The organism is Streptomyces sp. NPDC059499 (assembly GCF_042749285.1).
Lineage (GTDB): Bacteria > Actinomycetota > Actinomycetes > Streptomycetales > Streptomycetaceae > Streptomyces.
In genome coordinates, this window is sequence record NZ_JBHYTT010000001.1 from 1,011,386 (window position 1) to 1,030,674 (window position 19,289).

The window sequence follows — 19,289 nt, forward strand, 5'->3', positions numbered from 1 at the left end:
GCAGACATGACCGCACAGTCCCCGCAGTCCGCGTCCGTCCCCGCCGAGCGCCTGGTCGTCGTCGGCAGCGGCGGCCGCCCGTACCGCGAGTACTCCTTCCAGTCCCTGCGCGCGTGCTACAACCTCTCCGCGGTGCTCTCCGCCGAGCCGACCTGGCAGCGTGAGTACCTGGACTCGTACCTCGTCGCCGACCTGTCCGACCCGCTCGCGATCGCCGACGCCGTCCTCTCCCTCGCCGGCCCCGGCAACTCCTCCGTCGCCGTCCTCACCTGGGACGAGACCGCGGTCGAGGCCACCGCCGAGGCCGCCGCCAAGCTCGGACTGCCGCAGCTGTCCGCCGAGGCCGCCCGCAACTGCCGCGACAAGTACGCCACCCGCTCGCTGATGTCCGAGGCCGGCCTCGGCGCCGTCCGCCACCGGCTCGTGACCACCGCGGACCAAGCCGTCGCCGCCGCCGACGAGTTCGGCTACCCCGTCGTCCTCAAGCCCCGCGCCCTCGCCGGCAGCATCGGTGTGACCCGTGCCGACGACGCGAGTGACGTGCGGGAAGCCTTCGCGCTCGCCGACGGCGCCGCCTTCGCCACGCTCCCCACCGGCCACGGCATCCTCGTCGAGGAGTTCCTCGACGGCCCCGAGATCAGCATCGACAGCGCCGTCCACGAAGGCGCCGTCCACATCGTCCACATCGCCCGCAAGCGGCTCGGGTTCACGCCGTACTTCGAGGAGGTCGGCCACCTCGTCACCGCCTCGTACGACGAACCGTGGACGGACGAGGTGCACGCCCTGGTGACCGGCGCCCACCGGGTACTGGGCGTCACCACGGGCGTGACCCACGCCGAGGTCCGTCTCACCTCGCGCGGCCCGCGCCTCATCGAGCTCAATGCCCGGCTCGGCGGCGACCTCATTCCCTTCATCAGCTCCTTCGCCACCGGCATCGACCTGGTGAGGGCCGCCGCGGAGCTGTCCTTCGGCCGCCTTCCCGACCTCACCCCGGCCCGCGATCTCACCGCGGAGATCCGGTTCGTCTACTCCGACACCGACGGCCACGCCCGCGCGCTCGACCTCACCGAGGCCGCGGCCGTACCCGGCATCGCACACACCGCCGTCCTCGCCGAGCCCGGCGACCGGCTGCTGCTGCCGCCCCGTCAGGCCATCCCGCGGCTGGCCGCACTCGTCGCCGCGGGACCGGACGAGGCCGCCTGCGGGCAGGCCCTGGACCGTGCCGAAGCCGTCGTGGACCGCACGACGGACCCACTCCCCGGGACGGAGGCCGACGCATGACCGCTCCCGTCGACATTCCCGTCCCGGTCGTCGCGGGCGTCGTCCCCGGCCCGGACGCGGCACGTGAACTGGCCGCCGAACACGCCTACGTCCCGCTCTACATCGAACTGCTCGCCGACACCCTCTCCCCGGTCACCGCGTTCGCCCGGCTCTGCGGCCCCGGCCTGGAGGAGCCCGGTCTGCTGCTGGAGAGTGTCATCGGGACCGACAACAGCATCGCGGTCGGCCGCTACTCGTACATCGCGCACCGGACCCGTCCCGTCCCGCTCGGCGACGGCGACCCGCTCGTCGCACTGCGGCCGCTGGCCGACCGTGACGTCGCGCCCGTCCCCGGGCTGCCGCCCTTCCACGGCGGTGCCGTCGGCTACCTCGGCTACGAGAGCGCCCGCCACTTCGAGAGCCTCCCCACGGCCCCCGGACCAGGTCCGGGCATGCCCGAATCGGTGTTCCTGCAGGCCGACGACCTGGTCGTGTTCGACCACGCCACGCGCCGGCTGCTGATCACCACGTTCCACGACACCGCCGCCGAGACGTACGAGGACGCCGTCGGCCGGCTCACCGCCACCCGCGACCACCTGTTCGGTGACCAGCCGCACCGCCACCACGGTCCGGGCGGCGCCGGAACGCGGCCGCTCGCACCGGCCCGTACCGCCGAACAGCAGGACCGGTCCGCCTGGCAGGCACACACCAGCGAGGAGCGATTCCTCGACATGGTCGACACCGCCCGCGAGTACATCCGGGCCGGCGACATCTTCCAGGTCGTCCTCTCCCAGCGGTTCAGCAAGCCGCTCGCCGCCGAACCCCTCGACGTCTACCGCCACCTGCGCGCCGTCAACCCGTCGCCGTACATGTTCCACCTCGCCCTCGGCGGCGGCAGGCACGTCATCGGCGCCTCACCGGAACTGCTGGTGAAGGTCGAGGACGGCCGGGCGCAGACCCGCCCGCTCGCCGGCACCCGCTGGCGCGGCACCGACGCCGCGACCGACGCCGCGCTCGAAGCCGAACTCCTCGCCGACGAGAAGGAACGCGCCGAGCACGTCATGCTCGTGGACCTCGGCCGCAACGACATCGGCCGGGTCGCGGCGCCCGGCACCGTACGGGTGGACCGGCTGATGGAGGTCGAGCGCTACTCGCACGTCATGCACCTGTCCTCGACCGTCAGCGGAGACCTCGCCGACGGCCGCACCCCGCTCGACGCGCTGCGCTCCACCTTCCCGGCGGGCACCGTCTCCGGCGCCCCGAAGATCCGGGCCATGGAGATCATCGCCGAGCTGGAGGACGAGCGGCGCGGCGTGTACGGCGGCGCCCTCGGCTTCATCGGCACCGGCGGCAGCCTGGACACGGCGATCGCCCTGCGCACCCTGGTCATCGCCGACGGGAAGGCCTGGGTCCAGGCCGGTGCGGGGGTGGTCGCCGATTCCGACCCGGCCGCCGAGTACCGCGAGACCCTCAACAAGGCGCAGGCCCTGTTCGCCGCCGTGGAACGGGCGGAGGCGTCCGCATGAGCCGACCGAGCGGTGTCCCGGTCCGCGTCGCCGTCGTCGACAACTACGACTCCTTCACCTACAACCTCGTCCAGTACCTCGCACAGGCCGGGGCCGAACCCGTCGTCCACCGCAACGACAGCGTCACCACCGGGCAACTCGCCTCCCACGACGCCGTCCTGATCTCGCCCGGCCCCGGCACTCCCGCCCAGGCCGGCATCAGTCTCGACGCCGTCCGCGACCTCAGCGGCCGGCTCCCCCTGCTCGGCGTGTGCCTCGGCCACCAGTCCATCGCGGAGGCGTTCGGCGCCGAGGTGGTCCGGGTGGGCCCGGTGCACGGCAAGACGGAACGCGTACGGCACGACGGCACCGGCGTCCTCGCCGCCCTGCCCGACCCGTTCACCGCGACCCGCTACCACTCGCTCGCCGTCGACCTCGTGACCATGCCCGACGAGCTCCTCGCCAACGCCTGGGCCCAGGACGGCACGGTCATGGGTCTGCGCCACCGCACCCATCCCACGTACGGGGTGCAGTTCCACCCCGAGTCCGTCCTCACCGAGCAGGGCATGCGCATCGTCGTCAACTTCGTCGAGTCCGTCGAACAGTTCCACTCACACCCACTTGAGGGGGTCCGGTGAAAACCGCTCTGCGCACCCTGGCCGAGGGCGGCCGGCTGACCCGTGAACAGGCCGGCCGAGCCATGGCCGCCGTACTCGGAGGAGAAGCGACTCCCGGCCAGATAGCCGGCTTCGCCATGGCGCTGTCCGCCCGGCGCGCCGACATCGAGGAGATCGTCGGACTGGTCTCCACCGCCCGCGCCTTCGGCGCCCGGCTGACCGGCGACGGCCGGGTCCTGGACACCTGCGGCACCGGTGGCGACGGCCACGACACCTTCAACATCTCCACGACCGCGGCCGTCGTCGCCGCTGCCTGCGGGGTCCCGGTCGCGAAGCACGGGAACCGCAGTGCCTCCTCCGCGTGCGGCAGCGCCGACGTCCTCGAAGCGCTGGGCGTACGCATCGACCTGGGTCCGGCGCAGGCCGCGGCCTGCCTGGAGGAGGTCGGCATCACCTTCCTGTTCGCGCCGGTCTTCCAACCCGCCTTCAGGTACGCGGCCGGACCCCGCCGGGAGTTGGGCGTACGGACCGTCTTCAACGTGCTCGGACCGCTCTGCAACCCGGCGGGCGCCCGCTACCAGACCCTCGGGGTGTCCGACCCGGCCCTGCTCGACGTGATGGCCGAGGTCCTGCACCGGCTCGATACCGAGCGCGCCCTCGTGTTCTGCGCCGACGACGGCCTGGACGAACTGAGCACCTGTTCCCCGTCACGCGTGGTGGAACTGACCGACGGCCGCACGACCTCCTACCGGCTCGACCCCGCCGACCTGGGCCTCGCCCCCACCACCCTGGCGGACCTGCGGGGCGGCGACGCCGCCGCCAACGCGGAGACCGTCCGCCGGATCCTGGCGGGCGAACCCGGCCCGCGCCGGGACATCGTCCTGCTCAACACCGCCGCCGCCCTGCGCGCGGCCGGCCGGTGCGAGGACTGGCGGGCGGGCATCGCCCGGGCCGCCGAGGCCATCGACAGCGGCCGCGCGGCCGCCGTCCTGGACAACTGGGTGGCGGCGGGCGCCCGGACGGCCGAGCGGGCCGCCGCATGACACCGCGACACGGACAAGGAGCACCACGTTGACCAGTACCGTCATGCCCGGCCTGCTCGGGGAGCTGATCGAGGCCGCGCACCGCCAGACGGCGGCCCGCCGGGCCGAGGTCTCCCTGGCCGAGGTGGAGAGCAGGGCCCAGGCCGCCCCCGCCGTACGGGACTTCGGTGCCGCCCTGCGGGCCCCGGGCCTGGGCGTCATCGCCGAGCTCAAGCCTCGCAGTCCGCTGAAGGGCCCGCTCACCGACGACTACCGGCCCGCCGAACTGGCCCGGCTCTACGAGGCCGGCGGGGCCTGCGCGCTCTCCGTCCTCGCGCACACCGAGGGCTTCGGCGGCCGCCCCGAGGACCTCGCGACCGTACGGGAGGCCGTCGGCCTGCCCGTCATGCGCAAGGACTTCATCGTCGACGAGTACCAGATCGCCGAGGCCCGCGCGTACGGGGCGGACGCCGTCCTGCTCGTGGTCGCCGCCCTCACCGAGCAGCGGCTCGCCGAGCTGTACACGTACGCCCAGGGCCAGGGCCTGCACATCCTGGTGGAGGTGCACAGCGAGACGGAGGCACACACCGCGCTCGCCCTGGGCGCCCTCAACATCGGGGTCAACCACCGCGATCTGCGGGACTTCCGGATCGACCTGGGCCTCACCGGCCGGCTCCGCGCGCAGGTGCCGGCGGACCGGGTTCTGGTCGCTGAGAGCGGCGTACGGGGCCCGGCGGACGCCGGGCGGCTGCGCGCCGACGGGGCGGACGCGGTGCTGGTGGGAGAGACCCTGATGCGATCGGCCGACCCGGCTGCGGCGGTGGCGGAACTGAAGAACCCGCATGCCCACGGAACCACTCAGGAGAGGTCATGACGACCACGACCGGCACGCCGGCCACCTCGTTCATTCCCGCCCCGGCGGGGCATGTCCCCAGCGCCGAGGGCTACTTCGGCGCGTACGGCGGCAAGTTCATCCCCGAGGCGCTCGTCGCCGCGGTCGACGAGGTAGCCGTCGAGTACGACAAGGCGAAGTCCGACCCGGCGTTCGCCGACGAGCTGAACGACCTGCTGGTCAACTACACGGGCCGGCCGAATCCGCTCACCGAGGTGTCACGGTTCGCCGAACACGCGGGCGGGGCAAGGATCTTCCTCAAGCGGGAAGACCTGAACCACACCGGCTCGCACAAGATCAACAACGTGCTGGGCCAGGCGCTGCTCACCAAGCGCATGGGCAAGACGCGCGTGATCGCGGAGACCGGCGCCGGCCAGCACGGCGTCGCCACCGCCACCGCGTGCGCCCTCTTCGGCCTCGAATGCACCATCTACATGGGCGAGATCGACACACAGCGCCAGGCGCTCAACGTGGCCCGGATGCGCATGCTCGGCGCCGAGGTCATCGCCGTGAAGTCGGGCAGCCGGACGCTGAAGGACGCCATCAACGAGGCGTTCCGCGACTGGGTCGCCAACGTCGACCGTACGCACTACCTCTTCGGCACGGTCGCGGGTCCGCACCCCTTCCCCGCCATGGTCCGCGACTTCCACCGGGTCATCGGGGTCGAGGCGCGCCGCCAGATCCTGGAGCACGCGGGCCGGCTGCCCGACGCGGCCGTGGCCTGCGTGGGCGGCGGCTCCAACGCCATCGGCCTCTTCCACGCCTTCATCCCGGACGAGAGCGTCCGGCTGATCGGCTGCGAGCCCGCCGGGCACGGCATCGAGACCGGCGAGCACGCGGCCACCCTGTCCGCGGGCGAGCCGGGAATCCTGCACGGCTCACGCAGTTACGTCCTCCAGGACGAGGAAGGCCAGATCACCGAGCCCTACTCGATCTCGGCCGGCCTCGACTATCCGGGCATCGGCCCCGAGCACTCCTACCTCAAGGACATCGGCCGCGGCGAGTACCGGGCGGTCACCGACGACCAGGCGATGCAGGCCCTGCTCCTGCTGTCGCGCACCGAGGGCATCATCCCGGCGATCGAGTCCGCGCACGCGCTGGCAGGCGCCCTCGACCTGGGCAGGGAACTGGGCAGGGACGGCCTGATCGTGGTCAACCTGTCCGGCCGCGGCGACAAGGACATGGACACGGCCGCCCGCTACTTCGGCCTGTACGACTCCGAGGGGGAGAACACGTGAGTACCGCCTGCGCCACCACGGGACGCGTCCAGCTGCTGAGCGACACACTCGCCAGGGCCAGGTCCGAGGACCGGGCAGCCCTCATCGCCTACCTCCCGGCGGGGTTCCCGACCGTCGACGGCGGTATCGAGGCGGTCAAGGCCGTCGTCGCGGGCGGCGCGGACGTGGTCGAGGTCGGGCTGCCGCACAGCGACCCGGTGCTCGACGGCCCGGTCATCCAGACCGCCGACGACATCGCGCTGCGGGGCGGGGTGAAGATCGCCGACGTGATGCGCACGGTCCGCGAGGCGCACGGGGCGACGGGTGCCCCGGTGCTCGTCATGACGTACTGGAACCCGATCGACCGGTACGGCGTCGAGCGCTTCACCCAGGAGCTGGCCGACGCCGGCGGCGCGGGCTGCATCCTGCCCGACCTGCCGGTGCAGGAGTCCGCCCTGTGGCGGGCGTGCGCGGAGAAGCACGGTCTCGCGACCGTCTTCGTCGTGGCCCCCAGCAGCAAGGACGAACGTCTGGCGACCATCACCGAGGCCGGTTCCGGCTTCGTGTACGCCGCCTCGCTGATGGGTGTCACGGGCACCCGCGCCTCCGTGGGCGCGCAGGCCGAGGAGCTGGTGCGGCGCACCCGGGCCACCACCGAGCTGCCCGTCTGCGTCGGTCTCGGCGTCTCCGACGCCGGACAGGCCAAGGAGGTCGCGGGCTTCGCGGACGGAGTGATCGTCGGCTCGGCGTTCGTGAAGCTGCTGCTCGACGCACCGGACCTGCCGGCCGGGCTCGCCGCCGTACGGTCGCTGGCCGGCGAGCTCGCGGAAGGCGTCCGCAGGGGCTGACACAGGCGGACGCCGGAGACTTCGCCCGGTGGGGCGCAGCTCCGGTACGGCCGTCCTCGCCGGGCTCAGCCCCCGAGGGCGGCCGCCGCCGCGACAACGACGAACATCAGCACGAGCACGGCCGCCATGATGCGGTTTCTGGTCTTCGGGTCCACCCGAAGAGCGTAACCGGCCCGCTCACCTCCCGAGCGGCCAGGCCTGGACCACCTCGTACCTGGGCTGCTCCCCCACCACCCCGTCCACGGGCAGGTTGCTGCGTACGAGACTGAGCTCACCGGCCTCCCAGTGGACGCCCTCGAAGCCGTCGAGCGCCGCGGTGAACGGGGTCAGGTCGGCCTGGACGCGGCTGCGGGCCAGAGTGAGGTGCGGGGTGTAGCGGCGGTGCTCCTCCATCGGCACCCCGGCCCGGCGGGCGGCGGCGTCGGCCCGCTCGGCCAGCAGCCGCAGCGTGTCGAGCCCGCCCGCGGCCCCCGCCCACAGGGCCCGCCCGTCGAACCTGCCGCCGCCGTGGATGCGCAGCGGGAAGGGCTCGGTCCGGTGCGCGGCACGCTCCAGCCGGATGTACAGCTCCGGCAGCAGCTCCTCGTCCACAGTGCCGAGGAAGGCGAGGGTGTAGTGCCAGCCCGCCTCGGCCGTCCAGCGCAGGTTCACGGCGCCGGGCAGGGCGTGCAGAGCGGCGACCGCGGTGGCCAGCTCCCGCACGGCGGGCGCGGGCGGCAGGACGGCGGCGAAGAGTCTCTGGCTGCTCATGCGGCGAGTGTCCCAGCGTCCCGGCGTGTCCCGGGTACCGGACCCACGAAGAACGCCGCCCTCCCGGCGGGGAGAGCGGCGTGTCCGGGCCGGCTCAGGCCGCCGTGGCCAACTGCTCACGGGGGACGAACCGCACGTGCGGGTGGCCCGGGCGCAGGTCGACCTTCAGGCGCAGGCCGCCGACGCGGGCCAGCATGATGCCGACGCCGATCGCGGCCGTCATCGAGAGTGCCCCGCCGGCCATCATGCCGGTCCTGACGCCGTGCGCGTCGCTGATCCAGCCGACGATCGGGGCGCCCACCGGCGTACCACCGGCGAAGACCATCATGTAGAGGCTCATCACCCGGCCCCGCATCTCCGGATCGGCGGCCATCTGCACGCTGGTGTTGGCGATGATGTTGGTCGTCAGACCGATCATGCCGATCGGGACCAGCAGCAGGGCGAACAGCCAGACGGACGGCGAGAGTGCCGCCGCGATCTCCAGGAGTCCGAACGCCGTGCCCGCGGCGACCAGCATCCGCAGCCGCGAGGAGCGGCGGCGGGCGGCGAGCAGCGCTCCGGCCAGGGAGCCGGCCGCCATCAGGATGTTGAAGAACGAGTACATCCCGGCACCGCCGTGGAAGATCTCGTCCGCGAAGGCCGTCAGGAAGATCGGGAAGTTGAAACCGAACGTTCCGACGAACCCGACCAGGACGATGGGCCAGATCAGATCGGGACGGCCCGAGACGTAGCGCAGGCCCTCGCGCAGCTGGCCCTTGGCACGCTTCACGGTCACCGACGCGTGCATCTCGCTCGTCCGCATCATCAGCAGGCCGATGAGCGGGGCGAGGAACGACAGCCCGTTGAACATGAAGGCCCAGCCGCTGCCGACCGTGGTGATCAGGACACCGGCGACGGCGGGGCCGATCAGCCGGGCGGACTGGAAGTTCGCCGAGTTCAGGCTGACCGCGTTGCGCAGCTGCGCGGGGCCGACCATCTCGGAGACGAACGACTGGCGCGCCGGGTTGTCGACGACGGTCACCATGCCGAGCAGGAACGCGATCAGGTAGACGTGCCAGACCTGGACGACGCCGGAGAGGGTCAGCACGGCGAGTGCGATACCGCACAGCCCGAGCGCGGCCTGGCTGATGAGCAGCAGACGCCGCTTCGGGAGCCGGTCGGCGATGACGCCGCCGTACAGGCCGAAGAGCAGCATCGGGAGGAACTGGAGGGCCGTGGTGATACCGACGGCGGCGGCGGACCCGGTGAGGCTCAGGACGAGCCAGTCCTGCGTGATGCGGGACATCCAGGTACCGGTGTTGGAGATCACGGCGCCCGTGGCGAACAGGCGGTAGTTACGGATCTTCAGCGACGAGAAGGTCCCGCCGGTCTTGCTCTCGTGGGTGGAAGTCGGTGCGGGGGCGGAGTCTGCTCCGGATCCCGTACTCAAAAGGGTTCGCCTCCTCGGGCGTATACGACGTACGGACTGACGGGGACGTGACAGCGGGCGCGCGGGTCTGCCGGCCTGCGCGCCCGATCGGGGTCAGAGGTGGGCGAGCTTCTCCAGCACGGGCGCGGCGGCCCGCAGCTTCTCCCACTCGTCCTCGTCCAGGCCTTCGGCGAGGTTGGCCAGCCAGGCGTTCCGCTTGGAGCGGCTCTCCGCGAGCATGGCTTCCGCCTGCTCGGTCCGGCTGACCATCTTCTGCCGACGGTCATCGGGGTGCGGTTCCAGTCTGACCAGTCCCTTCGCTTCCAGCAGCGCGACGATGCGGGTCATCGACGGCGGCTGCACGTGCTCCTTGCGGGCCAGCTCACCGGGGGTGGCCGAACCGCAACGGGCGAGAGTGGCGAGCACCGACATCTCTGTGGGGCTCAGCGACTCGTCGACGCGCTGGTGCTTGAGGCGCCGGCCCAGCAGCATCACGGCGGAGCGAATGGAGCTCACGGCGGCGGCACTGTCGCCGTCGTGGATCAGGTCAGGCATGTTTATTAGCCTAACTCATTAGCTACACTAAAGACCACTCGGTGGTACGCGCGCGAGAAATTGATCACCCAAACGAGTGAGTATGGGGCGGAAAGCACCTCGAAATGGCCACACGTGCCGCGACCCTGCTTGGCATGGGATCGACAGTGCTCAGCCTGCGCATAGACGGTGAGCTGCTCGACCGGCTCCGCCAGCACGCCGCCAGACGCGGAATGAGCGTCCAGGACTATGTGGTCCAGACGCTCATCCGCAACGATTTCGACGAGCGCTTCAACGCGGCCGTCGACGAGACGCAAAAGTTCTACGGGGCGGAGCCCCGTCACGCGGACCCGGCCGACCGGGTCACATGACGGAGATCCGCCCCGTAGGGGTGGACACTCCCGCCGAGGGCTACGTGAGGCCGAGCGCCGGCATCGCGTAGTAGAAGACGAAGACCGCCGAGACCACGTACATGGCCACCGGGACCTCACGGCCGCGGCCGGCCACCAGGCGCAGCACGCAGAACGTGATGAAGCCGATGCCGATGCCGTTGGTGATCGAGTAGGTGAGCGGCATCATCAGCATCGCGAGGAAGGCCGGGATCGCGAGCGTGTAGTCGTTCCAGTCGATGTCCCGGACCGAGCCCGCGAGGATCAGGAACCCGACCGCGACCAGTGCCGGGGTGGCGGCCTGCGAGGGGACCATCGTCGCCAGGGGCGTGAGGAACAGCGCCACCGTGAAGAGCAGACCGCTCACCACGCTCGCGAGTCCGGTGCGGGCTCCCTCACCGACGCCCGCCGTGGACTCCACGAAGCAGGTCGATGCGGAGGAGGAGCTCACACCGCCCGCGGCGACGGCGACGCCGTCGATGAACAGCACCTTGTTGATGCCCGGGAAGTGGCCGTCCTTGTCCATCAGCTTCGCCTCGTCGCCGACGCCGAGGATGGTGCCCATCGCGTCGAAGAAGCAGGACAGCAGCACGGTGAAGACGAAGAGGATGCCGGTCAGGTAGCCGACCTTCCCGAAGCCGCCGAACAGGCTGACCTGGCCGATCAGCCCGAAGTCCGGGGAGGCCACCGGGTTGCCCGGCCACTCCGGGACGGTCAGACCCCACGCACCGGCCGGGAGACCGGCCACGGCGTCGATGAACAGCGCGACGAGGGTCATGGCGACGATGGAGATCAGGATCGCGCCCGGCACCTTGCGGACGATCAGCGCGAGGGTCAGCAGCGTGCCGAGGATGAAGACCAGGACCGGCCAGCCGTTGAGGTGGCCGTCGTTGCCGAGCTGGAGCGGCACGGTGGTGTGCGCGGCGTCCGGGATGCGGGAGACGAAGCCCGAGTCGACCAGGCCGATCAGCAGGATGAACAGGCCGATGCCGATCGCGATGCCCTTGCGGAGCGACTTCGGCACCGCGTTCATCACGCGTTCGCGCAGACCGGTCGCGACGAGCAGCATCACGACGATGCCCGCGAGGACGACCATGCCCATCGCGTCCGCCCAGCTCATCCGGGGGGCGAGCTGGAGGGCGACGACGGTGTTGACGCCGAGACCGGCCGCGAGAGCGATCGGCACATTGCCGATGACGCCCATCAGGAGCGTGGAGAACGCGGCGGTGAGCACGGTGGCGGTGACGAGCTGGCCGCCGTCGAGCTGGTGCCCGTACATGTCCTTCGCGCTGCCGAGGATGATCGGGTTGAGCACGATGATGTACGCCATCGCGAAGAACGTGGCGAATCCGCCACGGATCTCGCGCGCGACCGACGACCCCCGCTCGGAGATCTTGAAATAGCGGTCCAGGCCGCCGTGCGGCTGCTGCGGAGCCGGAGGCTGCTCGGGGTCGACCTGAGCGGTGGCCGAGGGGGACATGTATGACCTTCAGTCGTGCATCGGGGGTGGGGAACAGGGGGTGAAACCAGTCAGACTTGGATGTTCATACGAATAATACGAGACATCCGTAAGCAGATTCAGTATGAATACATAAACGGAATATCGCTATCTCCGCGCGTAGACCCTTGGGCCGACTGCCCGGCCGACCGCTCCGACCGGGTGGGGACGGCAGGGCCCTAGACTGTGGCCATGGCGAAGTGGACACCGAAGCACGAGGCACCCGAACCCCTTGAGGGGCCTGTCGTCGCCACCGTCACCGGGGGCACGATCCTCTGGTTCGTCCTCTTCCTCGTACAGCTCCCCTTCTACGGGTGGTTCGACGACCGCGGAAGCGTCTGGTGGGTGTGGACCTGCCTCGCCGGGGCCGGTCTCGGGCTCATCGGCATCTGGTACGTCCGGGGACGGGACGCCGCGATCAAGCGGGCTGCGGCCCAGGCGTCCTCGCCGGCCGCCCGGGACACCCCGGACAGCGGCGTTCAGGACTGACGCACTCCGGCGTCCGTCGCCGGCGTACTACCGGGGGACCATCCGTCTCGTACCCCGGTCGGATCTTCCCGCCTCCGGCGGGTGAATCAGTCCTTCCGCCCGTACGGTCGGAACCATGACTCAGCGGGCACTCGAACCCTCCGGGGAGCAGCCGGAAACCGGCCTCGCACAACCTCTGCGCCCCGGCGGACTGACCACCGCCGAGGTCGCCGAACGCGTCGCGCGCGGCGAGGTCAACGACGTGCCGGTGCGCTCGTCCCGCTCCGTCACCGAGATCGTCCGGGCCAACGTCCTCACCCGGTTCAACCTGATCATCGGCGTGCTCTGGGTGATCATGCTGCTCGTCGCGCCGATCCAGGACAGCCTCTTCGGCTTCGTGATCATCGCCAACACCGGCATCGGCATCGTCCAGGAGTGGCGCGCCAAGAAGACCCTGGACAGCCTCGCCGTCATCGGCGAGGCGAAGCCCACGGTGCGGCGGGACGGGGTCGCCGCCGAGGTCTCCGTCTCCGAGATCGTCCTCGGCGACCTGGTCGAGCTGGGTCCCGGGGACAAGGCCGTCGTGGACGGCGTGGTCGCCGAGGCCGACAGCCTGGAGATCGACGAGTCGCTCCTGACCGGCGAGGCCGACCCCGTCGTCAAGCGCCCCGGGGACCCCGTGATGTCCGGCAGCTTCGTCGTCGCGGGCGGCGGGGCCTTCACCGCCACCAAGGTCGGCCGCGAGGCGTACGCCGCTCAGCTCGCCGAGGAGGCGTCCCGCTTCACCCTCGTCCAGTCCGAGCTCCGCAGCGGCATCAGCACCATCCTCAAGTACGTGACCTGGATGATGGTGCCGACCGCGATCGGGCTGATCATCAGCCAGCTCGTCGTCAAGGACAACAACTTCAAGGACTCCGTCGCCCGGACCGTCGGCGGCATCGTCCCGATGATCCCCGAGGGTCTCGTCCTGCTCACGTCGGTGGCCTTCGCCATCGGCGTCATCAGGCTCGGCCGCAAGCAGTGCCTCGTGCAGGAGCTCCCCGCCATCGAGGGGCTGGCCCGCGTCGACATCGTCTGCCTCGACAAGACCGGAACCCTCACCGAGGGCGGCATGGACGTCACCGGGGTACGTCCGCTGAACGGCTCCGACGAGGGGTACGTCCACCGCGTCCTCGGCGCCCTCGGCGCCTCCGATCCCCGGCCCAACGCCAGCCTCCAGGCGATCATCGACGCGTACCCGGACGGCGAGGGCTGGAAGGTCACCCAGGCGATGCCGTTCTCCTCGGCCCGCAAGTACAGCGGCGCCTCGTTCGCCGAAGGCAACGGGGACGCCTCCGCCTGGCTCCTCGGCGCCCCCGACGTGCTGCTCCCCGCCGACGACCCCGCGCTCACCGAGACGGGGCACCTCAACGAACAGGGCCTGCGCGTCCTGCTCCTGGCCCGGGTGCCCGGTGAGCTGGACGCACCGGACGCCGCCGCCGGCGCCGTACCCACCGCACTGGTCGTCCTCGAACAGCGGCTGCGGCCGGACGCCGGGGAGACCCTCGCCTACTTCGCCGACCAGAACGTCGCGGCGAAGGTCATCTCCGGCGACAACGCCGTGTCCGTCGGCGCGGTCGCGAAGAAGCTGGGCCTCCCCGGCGCCGAGCACACCCTGGACGCCCGCCGGCTGCCCGCCGAACGGGACGACATGGCCACCGCCATCGAGCAGAACGCGGTCTTCGGCCGGGTCACCCCGCAGCAGAAGCGGGACATGGTCGCGGCCCTCCAGTCGCGCGGCCACACGGTCGCGATGACGGGTGACGGCGTCAACGACGTCCTCGCGCTGAAGGACGCCGACATCGGGGTCGCCATGGGCTCGGGCTCGGAAGCGACCCGCGCCGTGGCCCAGATCGTGCTGCTCAACAACAGCTTCGCGACCCTGCCGTCCGTGGTGGCCGAGGGCCGCCGGGTCATCGGCAACATCACCCGGGTCGCCACCCTGTTCCTGACGAAGACCGTCTACTCGGTGCTGCTGGCGATCCTGGTGGTCTGCTTCCAGGTGGAGTACCCGTTCCTGCCGCGCCACCTCACGCTGCTCTCCACGCTGACGATCGGCGTCCCGGCGTTCTTCCTGGCGCTCGCGCCCAACAAGGAGAGGGCCCGGCCCAACTTCGTACGCCGTGTCATGCGGTACGCGATTCCGTCCGGGACCATCGCCGCGGCGGCCACCTTCACCACGTATCTGGTGGCCCGGCACGCGTACACCGGCCCGGACGCCCTCGACGCCGAGACGAGCGCGGCGACACTCACGCTGTTCCTGGTCTCGATGTGGGTCCTGGTGATCATCGCCCGCCCCTACACCTGGTGGCGGGTCGCCCTCGTCGCGACGATGGGGCTCTGCTTCCTGATCGTGCTGGTGGTTCCGTGGCTCCAGCACTTCTTCGCGCTGAAGCTGGTGGGAGCGTCGATGCCGTGGACGGCGGTCGCGATCGCGGCGGTGGCGGCGGCCGCCCTGGAGCTGGCCTGGAGGCTGGTCGGCCGCCGCTTCCCCGCGTAGAACCGCGAGGGTGTCGCCCCTCGACTACTTCACGTCGACGAAGTCACCCGCGGCCGTGACGGTCGGGGTGGTGGACGTACCGGCGAAGCTGTAGCGCCAGTAGCCGTCCACGGACGCCTTGACGGTGGTCTTCAGCTCACCGGTGCTGCTCGTCTTGATGGTCTTGACGGTGGTGTAGGTGCTGCTGGTCTTCTTGCGGAACTGCAGCTTGACGGCCTGGGTGGCGTAGCCCTTGTACGTGCCGGTCTCCCAGTTCGCACGCGAGAGCTTGCCGGTGACCGTGATGGTCTTGCCCTTCTTGACGGGCTCCGGGGCGGCGTTGACGGTCACCTTGGAGAGGCGCTGGAGATTCGTCTTGCCGAAGGCGTCGTCCTGGACGATCTGGCCGTCCTTGCTGAGCACCGCGGCGCCGACGTGCCAGTTGGTCGCGTCGGAGTTGATCAGCCATGCCGGGTCGACCGTGACCGTGAGCGTGCAGGTGGACGTCGTGGCGCTGGCCGCCGTGCACTTGGCGGTTTCCTCGTTCTGCGAGAAGCCGAAGCTGTCCTCGGACTCCAGGTCGTCGCCGATCCACAGGATCGTTCCGGCGTCCGCGATGCCCGAGTCGTCCGTGGCCGTGATGGCGACGGTGACCTTCTTCGGTGCGGTGGTGCCCACGATGATGGGCTTGCCACCGTTCACGACCGCCTTGGTGATCCTGAGGTCGTCGTCGGCGGTGACCGCACGTGCGGCCATGCGCTCGGACGGCCGCTCCGGGGCGGAGAGTCCGAAGTCGGGCGTCCAGGTGCGGCCGTCGTCGGCCGTCGCGGCCGGGAGGCCGAGAGCGGACAGAGCCAGGGCGCCGGTGGCAACGGCAACAGTGGCACGAATACGCATGTGTTCCCCAGTGGAGAAGGGGGGCCGTGGCTAGTCGTGAGGCCGACGGTCCCCATGTGGTCTGCGAGTCTGGTGACTCAACAGATCAGACGGGGTCCGCATGTGAATGGTTGTACGACAAAACGACTTTCTGGTGAAGATCACATGGTTCAGTCGAACCAGCGGTCCCGGGCCAGCTCCTCCGTGCGGGACGGGTCCTCGATCAGCGCGGCCACCTCGAAACGGCGCGGCCACTGTCCGGCCGCCCAGGCGAGACCGGCCGCCACGCCCTCCAGTGTGGAGGCGTGGACCACCCCGTCCGGGGTGCGGCGCCAGTCCAGCTCGACGCCGCCCGCACGCAGTTCGCCGTGCTCGACGTACGTGTCCGGGGTCCCCGCCCCGAGCAGGATCCGCACCGACTCGGGCACCTGGTGCTCCTCGCCCTCCGTCGTCACCTCCGCCTCGATGCTCTCGCCGAGCCGCCGTACCTGCAGCAGCTCCGCCAGCTCGGCCGCACGGGCCGGAGCGACCGGCAGCAGCGGGAGCCCCCCGGTCAGCGGCAGCACATCCGGCGCGTCGGCGATCACGGCGTCCGCCGCGTCGACCACCCGCACGTCGTCGTCGACGACCGCCCTCAACTCGTCGGGCAGCGTCACCTGTTCGGGGTCCAACTCGGCGAGGGCCGTGTAGAGCGAGTGCAGCTGTACGGGGCCGACGGGACGCTCCTCCTCCGCGAGCCGGCCCAGCAGCTCGGCCGCACCGCCCGGCTCGTCCAGGAGCGCGGCCACCGAGGTCCGTACGCCCAGCGCGCGCAGCACCTGCGCGTCGTCGAAGCCCGTCGCGTCGACGGCGTCGTACAGGCCCGCGAGGCGCGGGTCGCCGCCCGCCGCGCGCAGACCCGCCGGACGGCGGCCGTCGAGCACGGGGTGGTCGCGCAGCCACCAGGCGGTGTAGGGGCGCACGGACTGCGTCGTACCGTCCGGGAGCAGGACGCGCACCGGCTGGGTCAAAGCGTCGCGCAGCGGCGGGCGGGCGAGCATCGCGAGCGCCTGCGGCCAGGCGTCGTCGTCCACGAGGTCCAGATCGCGTACGGCGACGAGTTCGGTGGCGACGGGCGGCACCGGGGTGTCGGGCAGCTGGTCCAGGACGTCCTCGCACCACACGTCGACGGCGTCGAGGAGCCCGGCGTCGTCCGGCTCCGCGAAGTCGCTGTCGCGGGGCTCGAGTTCGTCGGGGTCCAGGACGACGTCGGCGGCCCGTACGAGGGCGAACGTGGCCAGCACACCGCAGGCCGTGAGGGGCTGTTCGCCCCACCGTTCGGCCAGCTCCCCGTCGCACAGGGCCAGCTCACCCTCGCGCATGACCTGGGCGAACGGGCTGCCGGGCAGCACGAGTTCGCCGGCCGGCGAGGTCTCGCCGTCCTCGTCGGGCAGGGCGAGAGCCCCCAGCCACGGTTCGTCACCGGGTTCCAGGTCCGCGTCGCGCACGAGCGTGAGGACGGTCTCGGTGAGCTCGTCGCCGTCCAAGGCGTCCTCGTCCCAGATCTCTCCCGCGTCCAGCGAGCCGGCCACGGCGGCCCGGACCTGCGGGGTCGTCAGGACGGCCCGGGGGGTGGCGGGCAGGGCGCCCAGCTTCTCCAGCAGCGGATGGGCGGCGTCCGGGTGGGCGACCTTCAGCCCGAGCCTGGCCAGCCGGGCGAGGACGGGCGCGGTCAGCGCGTCGGGGAGCGGGAGGAGGACCTGGCGGGGGCCGATGGTCGTGCGGGGCGCGTCGTCGGTCGAGCCCTCCCCGGCGAGCGGTACCGGAAGGCCGGAGAGCCGGTCGGGGTCGACCCCGGCCAGGCTGTCGTACAGCCGCCGCCACCAGTCCGGGGCACGTTCCAGACCGGCCAGGCGGTCGATGGCCTCGGTCAGCGGGACGCGGGCGACGCCGAGCGTACGGAGCTCGACGCGGCGCTCGAGCCCGGCGGGCAGCAGACAGGGCAGCACCTCGGCGAGGACCTTCACGGTCTCGGCACCCACCCCTTCGACCACCTCCGCCTCGATGGGCCGCAGCGCGGCCGTCGCCCTGCCGGGCGCATCCGTGCCGGCGGTCTCCCAGTCCGCCCACCGGTCGGGCTCGGCGGCCGGGTCCCGGGGAGCGGCGGGCTCCAGGAACGCGATCCGGGGCAGCCGCTCCAGAATCGCGGCCCGCAGCGCACCGTCCAGCTGCCCCTTGCCGAGCGGGCCGGGCACGAGGGCGATCGTGGCGACCGACACGGGCTCCCACGCGGCGAGCAGCTCCGCGTACGCGTCGGCCGCGCGCTGCACCAGGAAGTCCGTCAGCGGACCCGGCGCGGGGTGCCTGCGGGTGGTGTCGAGCGGCAACGAGGCGATGAGCAGCGCGGGCACGCCGAGGGGCTCTTCCGTGGGCGTCGGCGCGTGCACGACGGGGGCGGTACGGGGGTTCTCGGGCGCCCCGTCCGCATCGACCGGCACCGCCCAGGTGACCGACCAGTGCGGGCGCAGCCGCTCCTCGACGGGGCGGTCGGCGAGCAGGGCGGGCTCGACCGGGCCGTGGTGGGCGACGGTGCGCCAGCGGTGGGTGCCGTGCGTGGAGTCGTCGATGTGGGTGTACGGGCCGTGCTGCGAGCGACGCAACGTCCGTACGCCGTCCGGGACTTCGATGACGATCTCATCGAGTCCGGGGAGGGTGAGCAGGAGTGCGTCGTCGACGCCGGAGAGCAGCCGCGCGACGAGGTCCTCGGCGACGCCGTCGCGCAGCGGCAGGACGACGACGGTGTCGTACCCGTCGGGGGCGGTGCCCTCGGCGGGCAGCGGAAGCCGGAGCAGCGGTACGTGACCGTCGCGGCGGCGCAGCTCGTCCCCGAGGCCTGGGCTGCCCACGGCGGCCTGCCGTGCGAGGTCGCGGGCCTCGGCGAGGGACCAGCGGACGCCTCCGTGCCGGCCGATGACCGCGGGCTCGTCACTGACGGCGAGCACGGCGGCGAACCCCACGCCGAACCGCCCGACGGACGACTCGTGGCCCTCGCGCTTCGCGGAGGCCCGCAGCGTGCTCAGGGACTCGACACCGGTCGCGTCCAGCGGCGCGCCGGTGTTGGCGGCGGCCAGGACGGCCGGGGTGTCACCGGCCTCGTGCAGGGTGAGACGGAGCCGGCCGGGCACGCCCGCGCGGGCGGCGGCGTCGGCGGCGTTCTGGGCCAGCTCGATGACGAGGCGGTCGCGGTAGCCGCCGAGGACGAGGTCCTCCTCGGCGTTGGCGTCCTCCCGGAAGCGTGCGGGGCCCGCCCCCCAGGCGTCGAGCACGCCGCGCCGCAGCCGTGCCGTCCCGAACGGATCGGCCCCCTCGGTCGCATTCATGCCCACGCTCGTAACTCCGCTCTTCCGGTGACCCGTGACGCCCAGTGTGCGCCCGAAGGTACCGCGAGCGGAGCCGCCCCCACGGGCAAGGGTTCCGTCCTCAAACGCCGGACGGGCTGGGTTTGCCC

The 19,289-nt window shown here is 71.8% G+C and carries 16 protein-coding genes; 10 read left to right on the forward strand and 6 right to left on the reverse strand.

From position 1 onward, the window contains the following. Positions 1 to 6: 6 nt before the first annotated feature. Genes ACFW9O_RS04810 through trpA form a run of 7 tightly spaced genes read left to right on the forward strand, consistent with a single transcriptional unit; the run spans position 7 to position 7,361 of the window. Entirely contained in the window at positions 7 to 1,281 is a 1,275-nt protein-coding gene (locus ACFW9O_RS04810; protein WP_384605014.1) for an ATP-grasp domain-containing protein, read from the forward strand. Next, entirely contained in the window at positions 1,278 to 2,786 is a 1,509-nt protein-coding gene (locus tag ACFW9O_RS04815) for an anthranilate synthase component I family protein (RefSeq protein WP_384605017.1), read from the forward strand. Before ACFW9O_RS04810 ends, ACFW9O_RS04815 begins: the two co-directional genes overlap by 4 nt. Next, a complete protein-coding gene (locus tag ACFW9O_RS04820; protein WP_384605020.1) occupies positions 2,783 to 3,403 on the forward strand; it encodes an anthranilate synthase component II in 621 nt (206 codons plus the stop codon). Before ACFW9O_RS04815 ends, ACFW9O_RS04820 begins: the two co-directional genes overlap by 4 nt. Continuing rightward, positions 3,400 to 4,425, forward strand: coding sequence for an anthranilate phosphoribosyltransferase (trpD, locus tag ACFW9O_RS04825; RefSeq protein WP_384605023.1), 1,026 nt, complete (start codon positions 3,400 to 3,402; stop codon positions 4,423 to 4,425). The genes ACFW9O_RS04820 and trpD overlap by 4 nt, the downstream gene beginning before the upstream one ends. Before the next feature lie 28 nt (positions 4,426 to 4,453). Further along, positions 4,454 to 5,278, forward strand: a complete 825-nt coding sequence (gene trpC / locus ACFW9O_RS04830; RefSeq protein ID WP_384605025.1) for an indole-3-glycerol phosphate synthase TrpC — start codon at positions 4,454 to 4,456, stop codon at positions 5,276 to 5,278. Next, entirely contained in the window at positions 5,275 to 6,534 is a 1,260-nt protein-coding gene (gene trpB, locus ACFW9O_RS04835) for a tryptophan synthase subunit beta (protein ID WP_351165489.1), read from the forward strand. Before trpC ends, trpB begins: the two co-directional genes overlap by 4 nt. Next, positions 6,531 to 7,361 carry a tryptophan synthase subunit alpha gene (trpA, locus tag ACFW9O_RS04840; RefSeq protein WP_384605028.1) on the forward strand — a complete coding sequence of 277 codons (831 nt, stop codon included), beginning with the start codon at positions 6,531 to 6,533 and terminating at the stop codon, positions 7,359 to 7,361. Before trpB ends, trpA begins: the two co-directional genes overlap by 4 nt. A gap of 177 nt (positions 7,362 to 7,538) precedes the next feature. Here trpA and thpR read toward each other — a convergent pair whose 3' ends face one another. From thpR to ACFW9O_RS04855, 3 genes are all read right to left on the reverse strand, one after another. Further along, positions 7,539 to 8,111 carry an RNA 2',3'-cyclic phosphodiesterase gene (gene thpR / locus ACFW9O_RS04845; RefSeq protein WP_384605031.1) on the reverse strand — a complete coding sequence of 191 codons (573 nt, stop codon included), beginning with the start codon at positions 8,109 to 8,111 and terminating at the stop codon, positions 7,539 to 7,541. Positions 8,112 to 8,205: 94 nt separating this feature from the next. Next, positions 8,206 to 9,540, reverse strand: coding sequence for an MFS transporter (locus ACFW9O_RS04850; protein WP_351165495.1), 1,335 nt, complete (start codon positions 9,538 to 9,540; stop codon positions 8,206 to 8,208). Between the two features lie 93 nt (positions 9,541 to 9,633). After that, complete coding sequence (locus tag ACFW9O_RS04855; protein WP_351165498.1) at positions 9,634 to 10,074, reverse strand: MarR family transcriptional regulator; 441 nt, start codon at positions 10,072 to 10,074, stop codon at positions 9,634 to 9,636. Between the two features lie 134 nt (positions 10,075 to 10,208). Between ACFW9O_RS04855 and ACFW9O_RS04860 the strand changes: the two genes are divergently transcribed. Then, positions 10,209 to 10,424, forward strand: coding sequence for a hypothetical protein (locus ACFW9O_RS04860; protein ID WP_351165500.1), 216 nt, complete (start codon positions 10,209 to 10,211; stop codon positions 10,422 to 10,424). Positions 10,425 to 10,464: 40 nt separating this feature from the next. Here the strand turns inward: ACFW9O_RS04860 and ACFW9O_RS04865 are convergent, their stop codons facing one another. Next, on the reverse strand, positions 10,465 to 11,922 hold the full coding sequence (locus ACFW9O_RS04865) for an NCS2 family permease (protein WP_384605035.1): 1,458 nt from the start codon (positions 11,920 to 11,922) through the stop codon (positions 10,465 to 10,467). A 210-nt stretch (positions 11,923 to 12,132) separates the two neighbouring features. On the opposite strand from ACFW9O_RS04865, the gene ACFW9O_RS04870 reads away from it, so the two are divergent. Further along, the gene (locus ACFW9O_RS04870; protein ID WP_384605038.1) at positions 12,133 to 12,429 is read left to right on the forward strand and encodes a DUF2530 domain-containing protein; all 297 of its coding nucleotides are present in this window, start codon (positions 12,133 to 12,135) and stop codon (positions 12,427 to 12,429) included. A gap of 115 nt (positions 12,430 to 12,544) precedes the next feature. Then, a complete protein-coding gene (locus ACFW9O_RS04875; protein ID WP_384605040.1) occupies positions 12,545 to 14,947 on the forward strand; it encodes an HAD-IC family P-type ATPase in 2,403 nt (800 codons plus the stop codon). A 24-nt stretch (positions 14,948 to 14,971) separates the two neighbouring features. On the opposite strand, the gene ACFW9O_RS04880 is transcribed toward ACFW9O_RS04875, so the two are convergent. Further along, positions 14,972 to 15,823: a DUF5707 domain-containing protein gene (locus ACFW9O_RS04880; RefSeq protein ID WP_384605043.1), complete on the reverse strand. Its 852-nt coding sequence runs from the start codon at positions 15,821 to 15,823 to the stop codon at positions 14,972 to 14,974. A 149-nt stretch (positions 15,824 to 15,972) separates the two neighbouring features. Beyond that, a complete protein-coding gene (locus tag ACFW9O_RS04885; protein ID WP_384605046.1) occupies positions 15,973 to 19,161 on the reverse strand; it encodes a sacsin N-terminal ATP-binding-like domain-containing protein in 3,189 nt (1,062 codons plus the stop codon). Positions 19,162 to 19,289 lie beyond the last annotated feature (128 nt).

Coding starts and splice junctions, on each gene's coding strand:
- thpR (WP_384605031.1), bottom strand. CDS start 8,111: ATGAGCAGCCAGAGACTCTTCGCCGCCGTCCTGCCGCCCGCGCCCGCC.
- ACFW9O_RS04865 (WP_384605035.1), bottom strand. CDS start 11,922: ATGTCCCCCTCGGCCACCGCTCAGGTCGACCCCGAGCAGCCTCCGGCT.
- ACFW9O_RS04820 (WP_384605020.1), top strand. CDS start 2,783: ATGAGCCGACCGAGCGGTGTCCCGGTCCGCGTCGCCGTCGTCGACAAC.
- ACFW9O_RS04810 (WP_384605014.1), top strand. CDS start 7: ATGACCGCACAGTCCCCGCAGTCCGCGTCCGTCCCCGCCGAGCGCCTG.
- ACFW9O_RS04815 (WP_384605017.1), top strand. CDS start 1,278: ATGACCGCTCCCGTCGACATTCCCGTCCCGGTCGTCGCGGGCGTCGTC.
- ACFW9O_RS04885 (WP_384605046.1), bottom strand. CDS start 19,161: ATGAATGCGACCGAGGGGGCCGATCCGTTCGGGACGGCACGGCTGCGG.
- ACFW9O_RS04860 (WP_351165500.1), top strand. CDS start 10,209: ATGGGATCGACAGTGCTCAGCCTGCGCATAGACGGTGAGCTGCTCGAC.
- trpB (WP_351165489.1), top strand. CDS start 5,275: ATGACGACCACGACCGGCACGCCGGCCACCTCGTTCATTCCCGCCCCG.
- ACFW9O_RS04855 (WP_351165498.1), bottom strand. CDS start 10,074: ATGCCTGACCTGATCCACGACGGCGACAGTGCCGCCGCCGTGAGCTCC.
- ACFW9O_RS04870 (WP_384605038.1), top strand. CDS start 12,133: ATGGCGAAGTGGACACCGAAGCACGAGGCACCCGAACCCCTTGAGGGG.
- ACFW9O_RS04880 (WP_384605043.1), bottom strand. CDS start 15,823: ATGCGTATTCGTGCCACTGTTGCCGTTGCCACCGGCGCCCTGGCTCTG.
- ACFW9O_RS04875 (WP_384605040.1), top strand. CDS start 12,545: ATGACTCAGCGGGCACTCGAACCCTCCGGGGAGCAGCCGGAAACCGGC.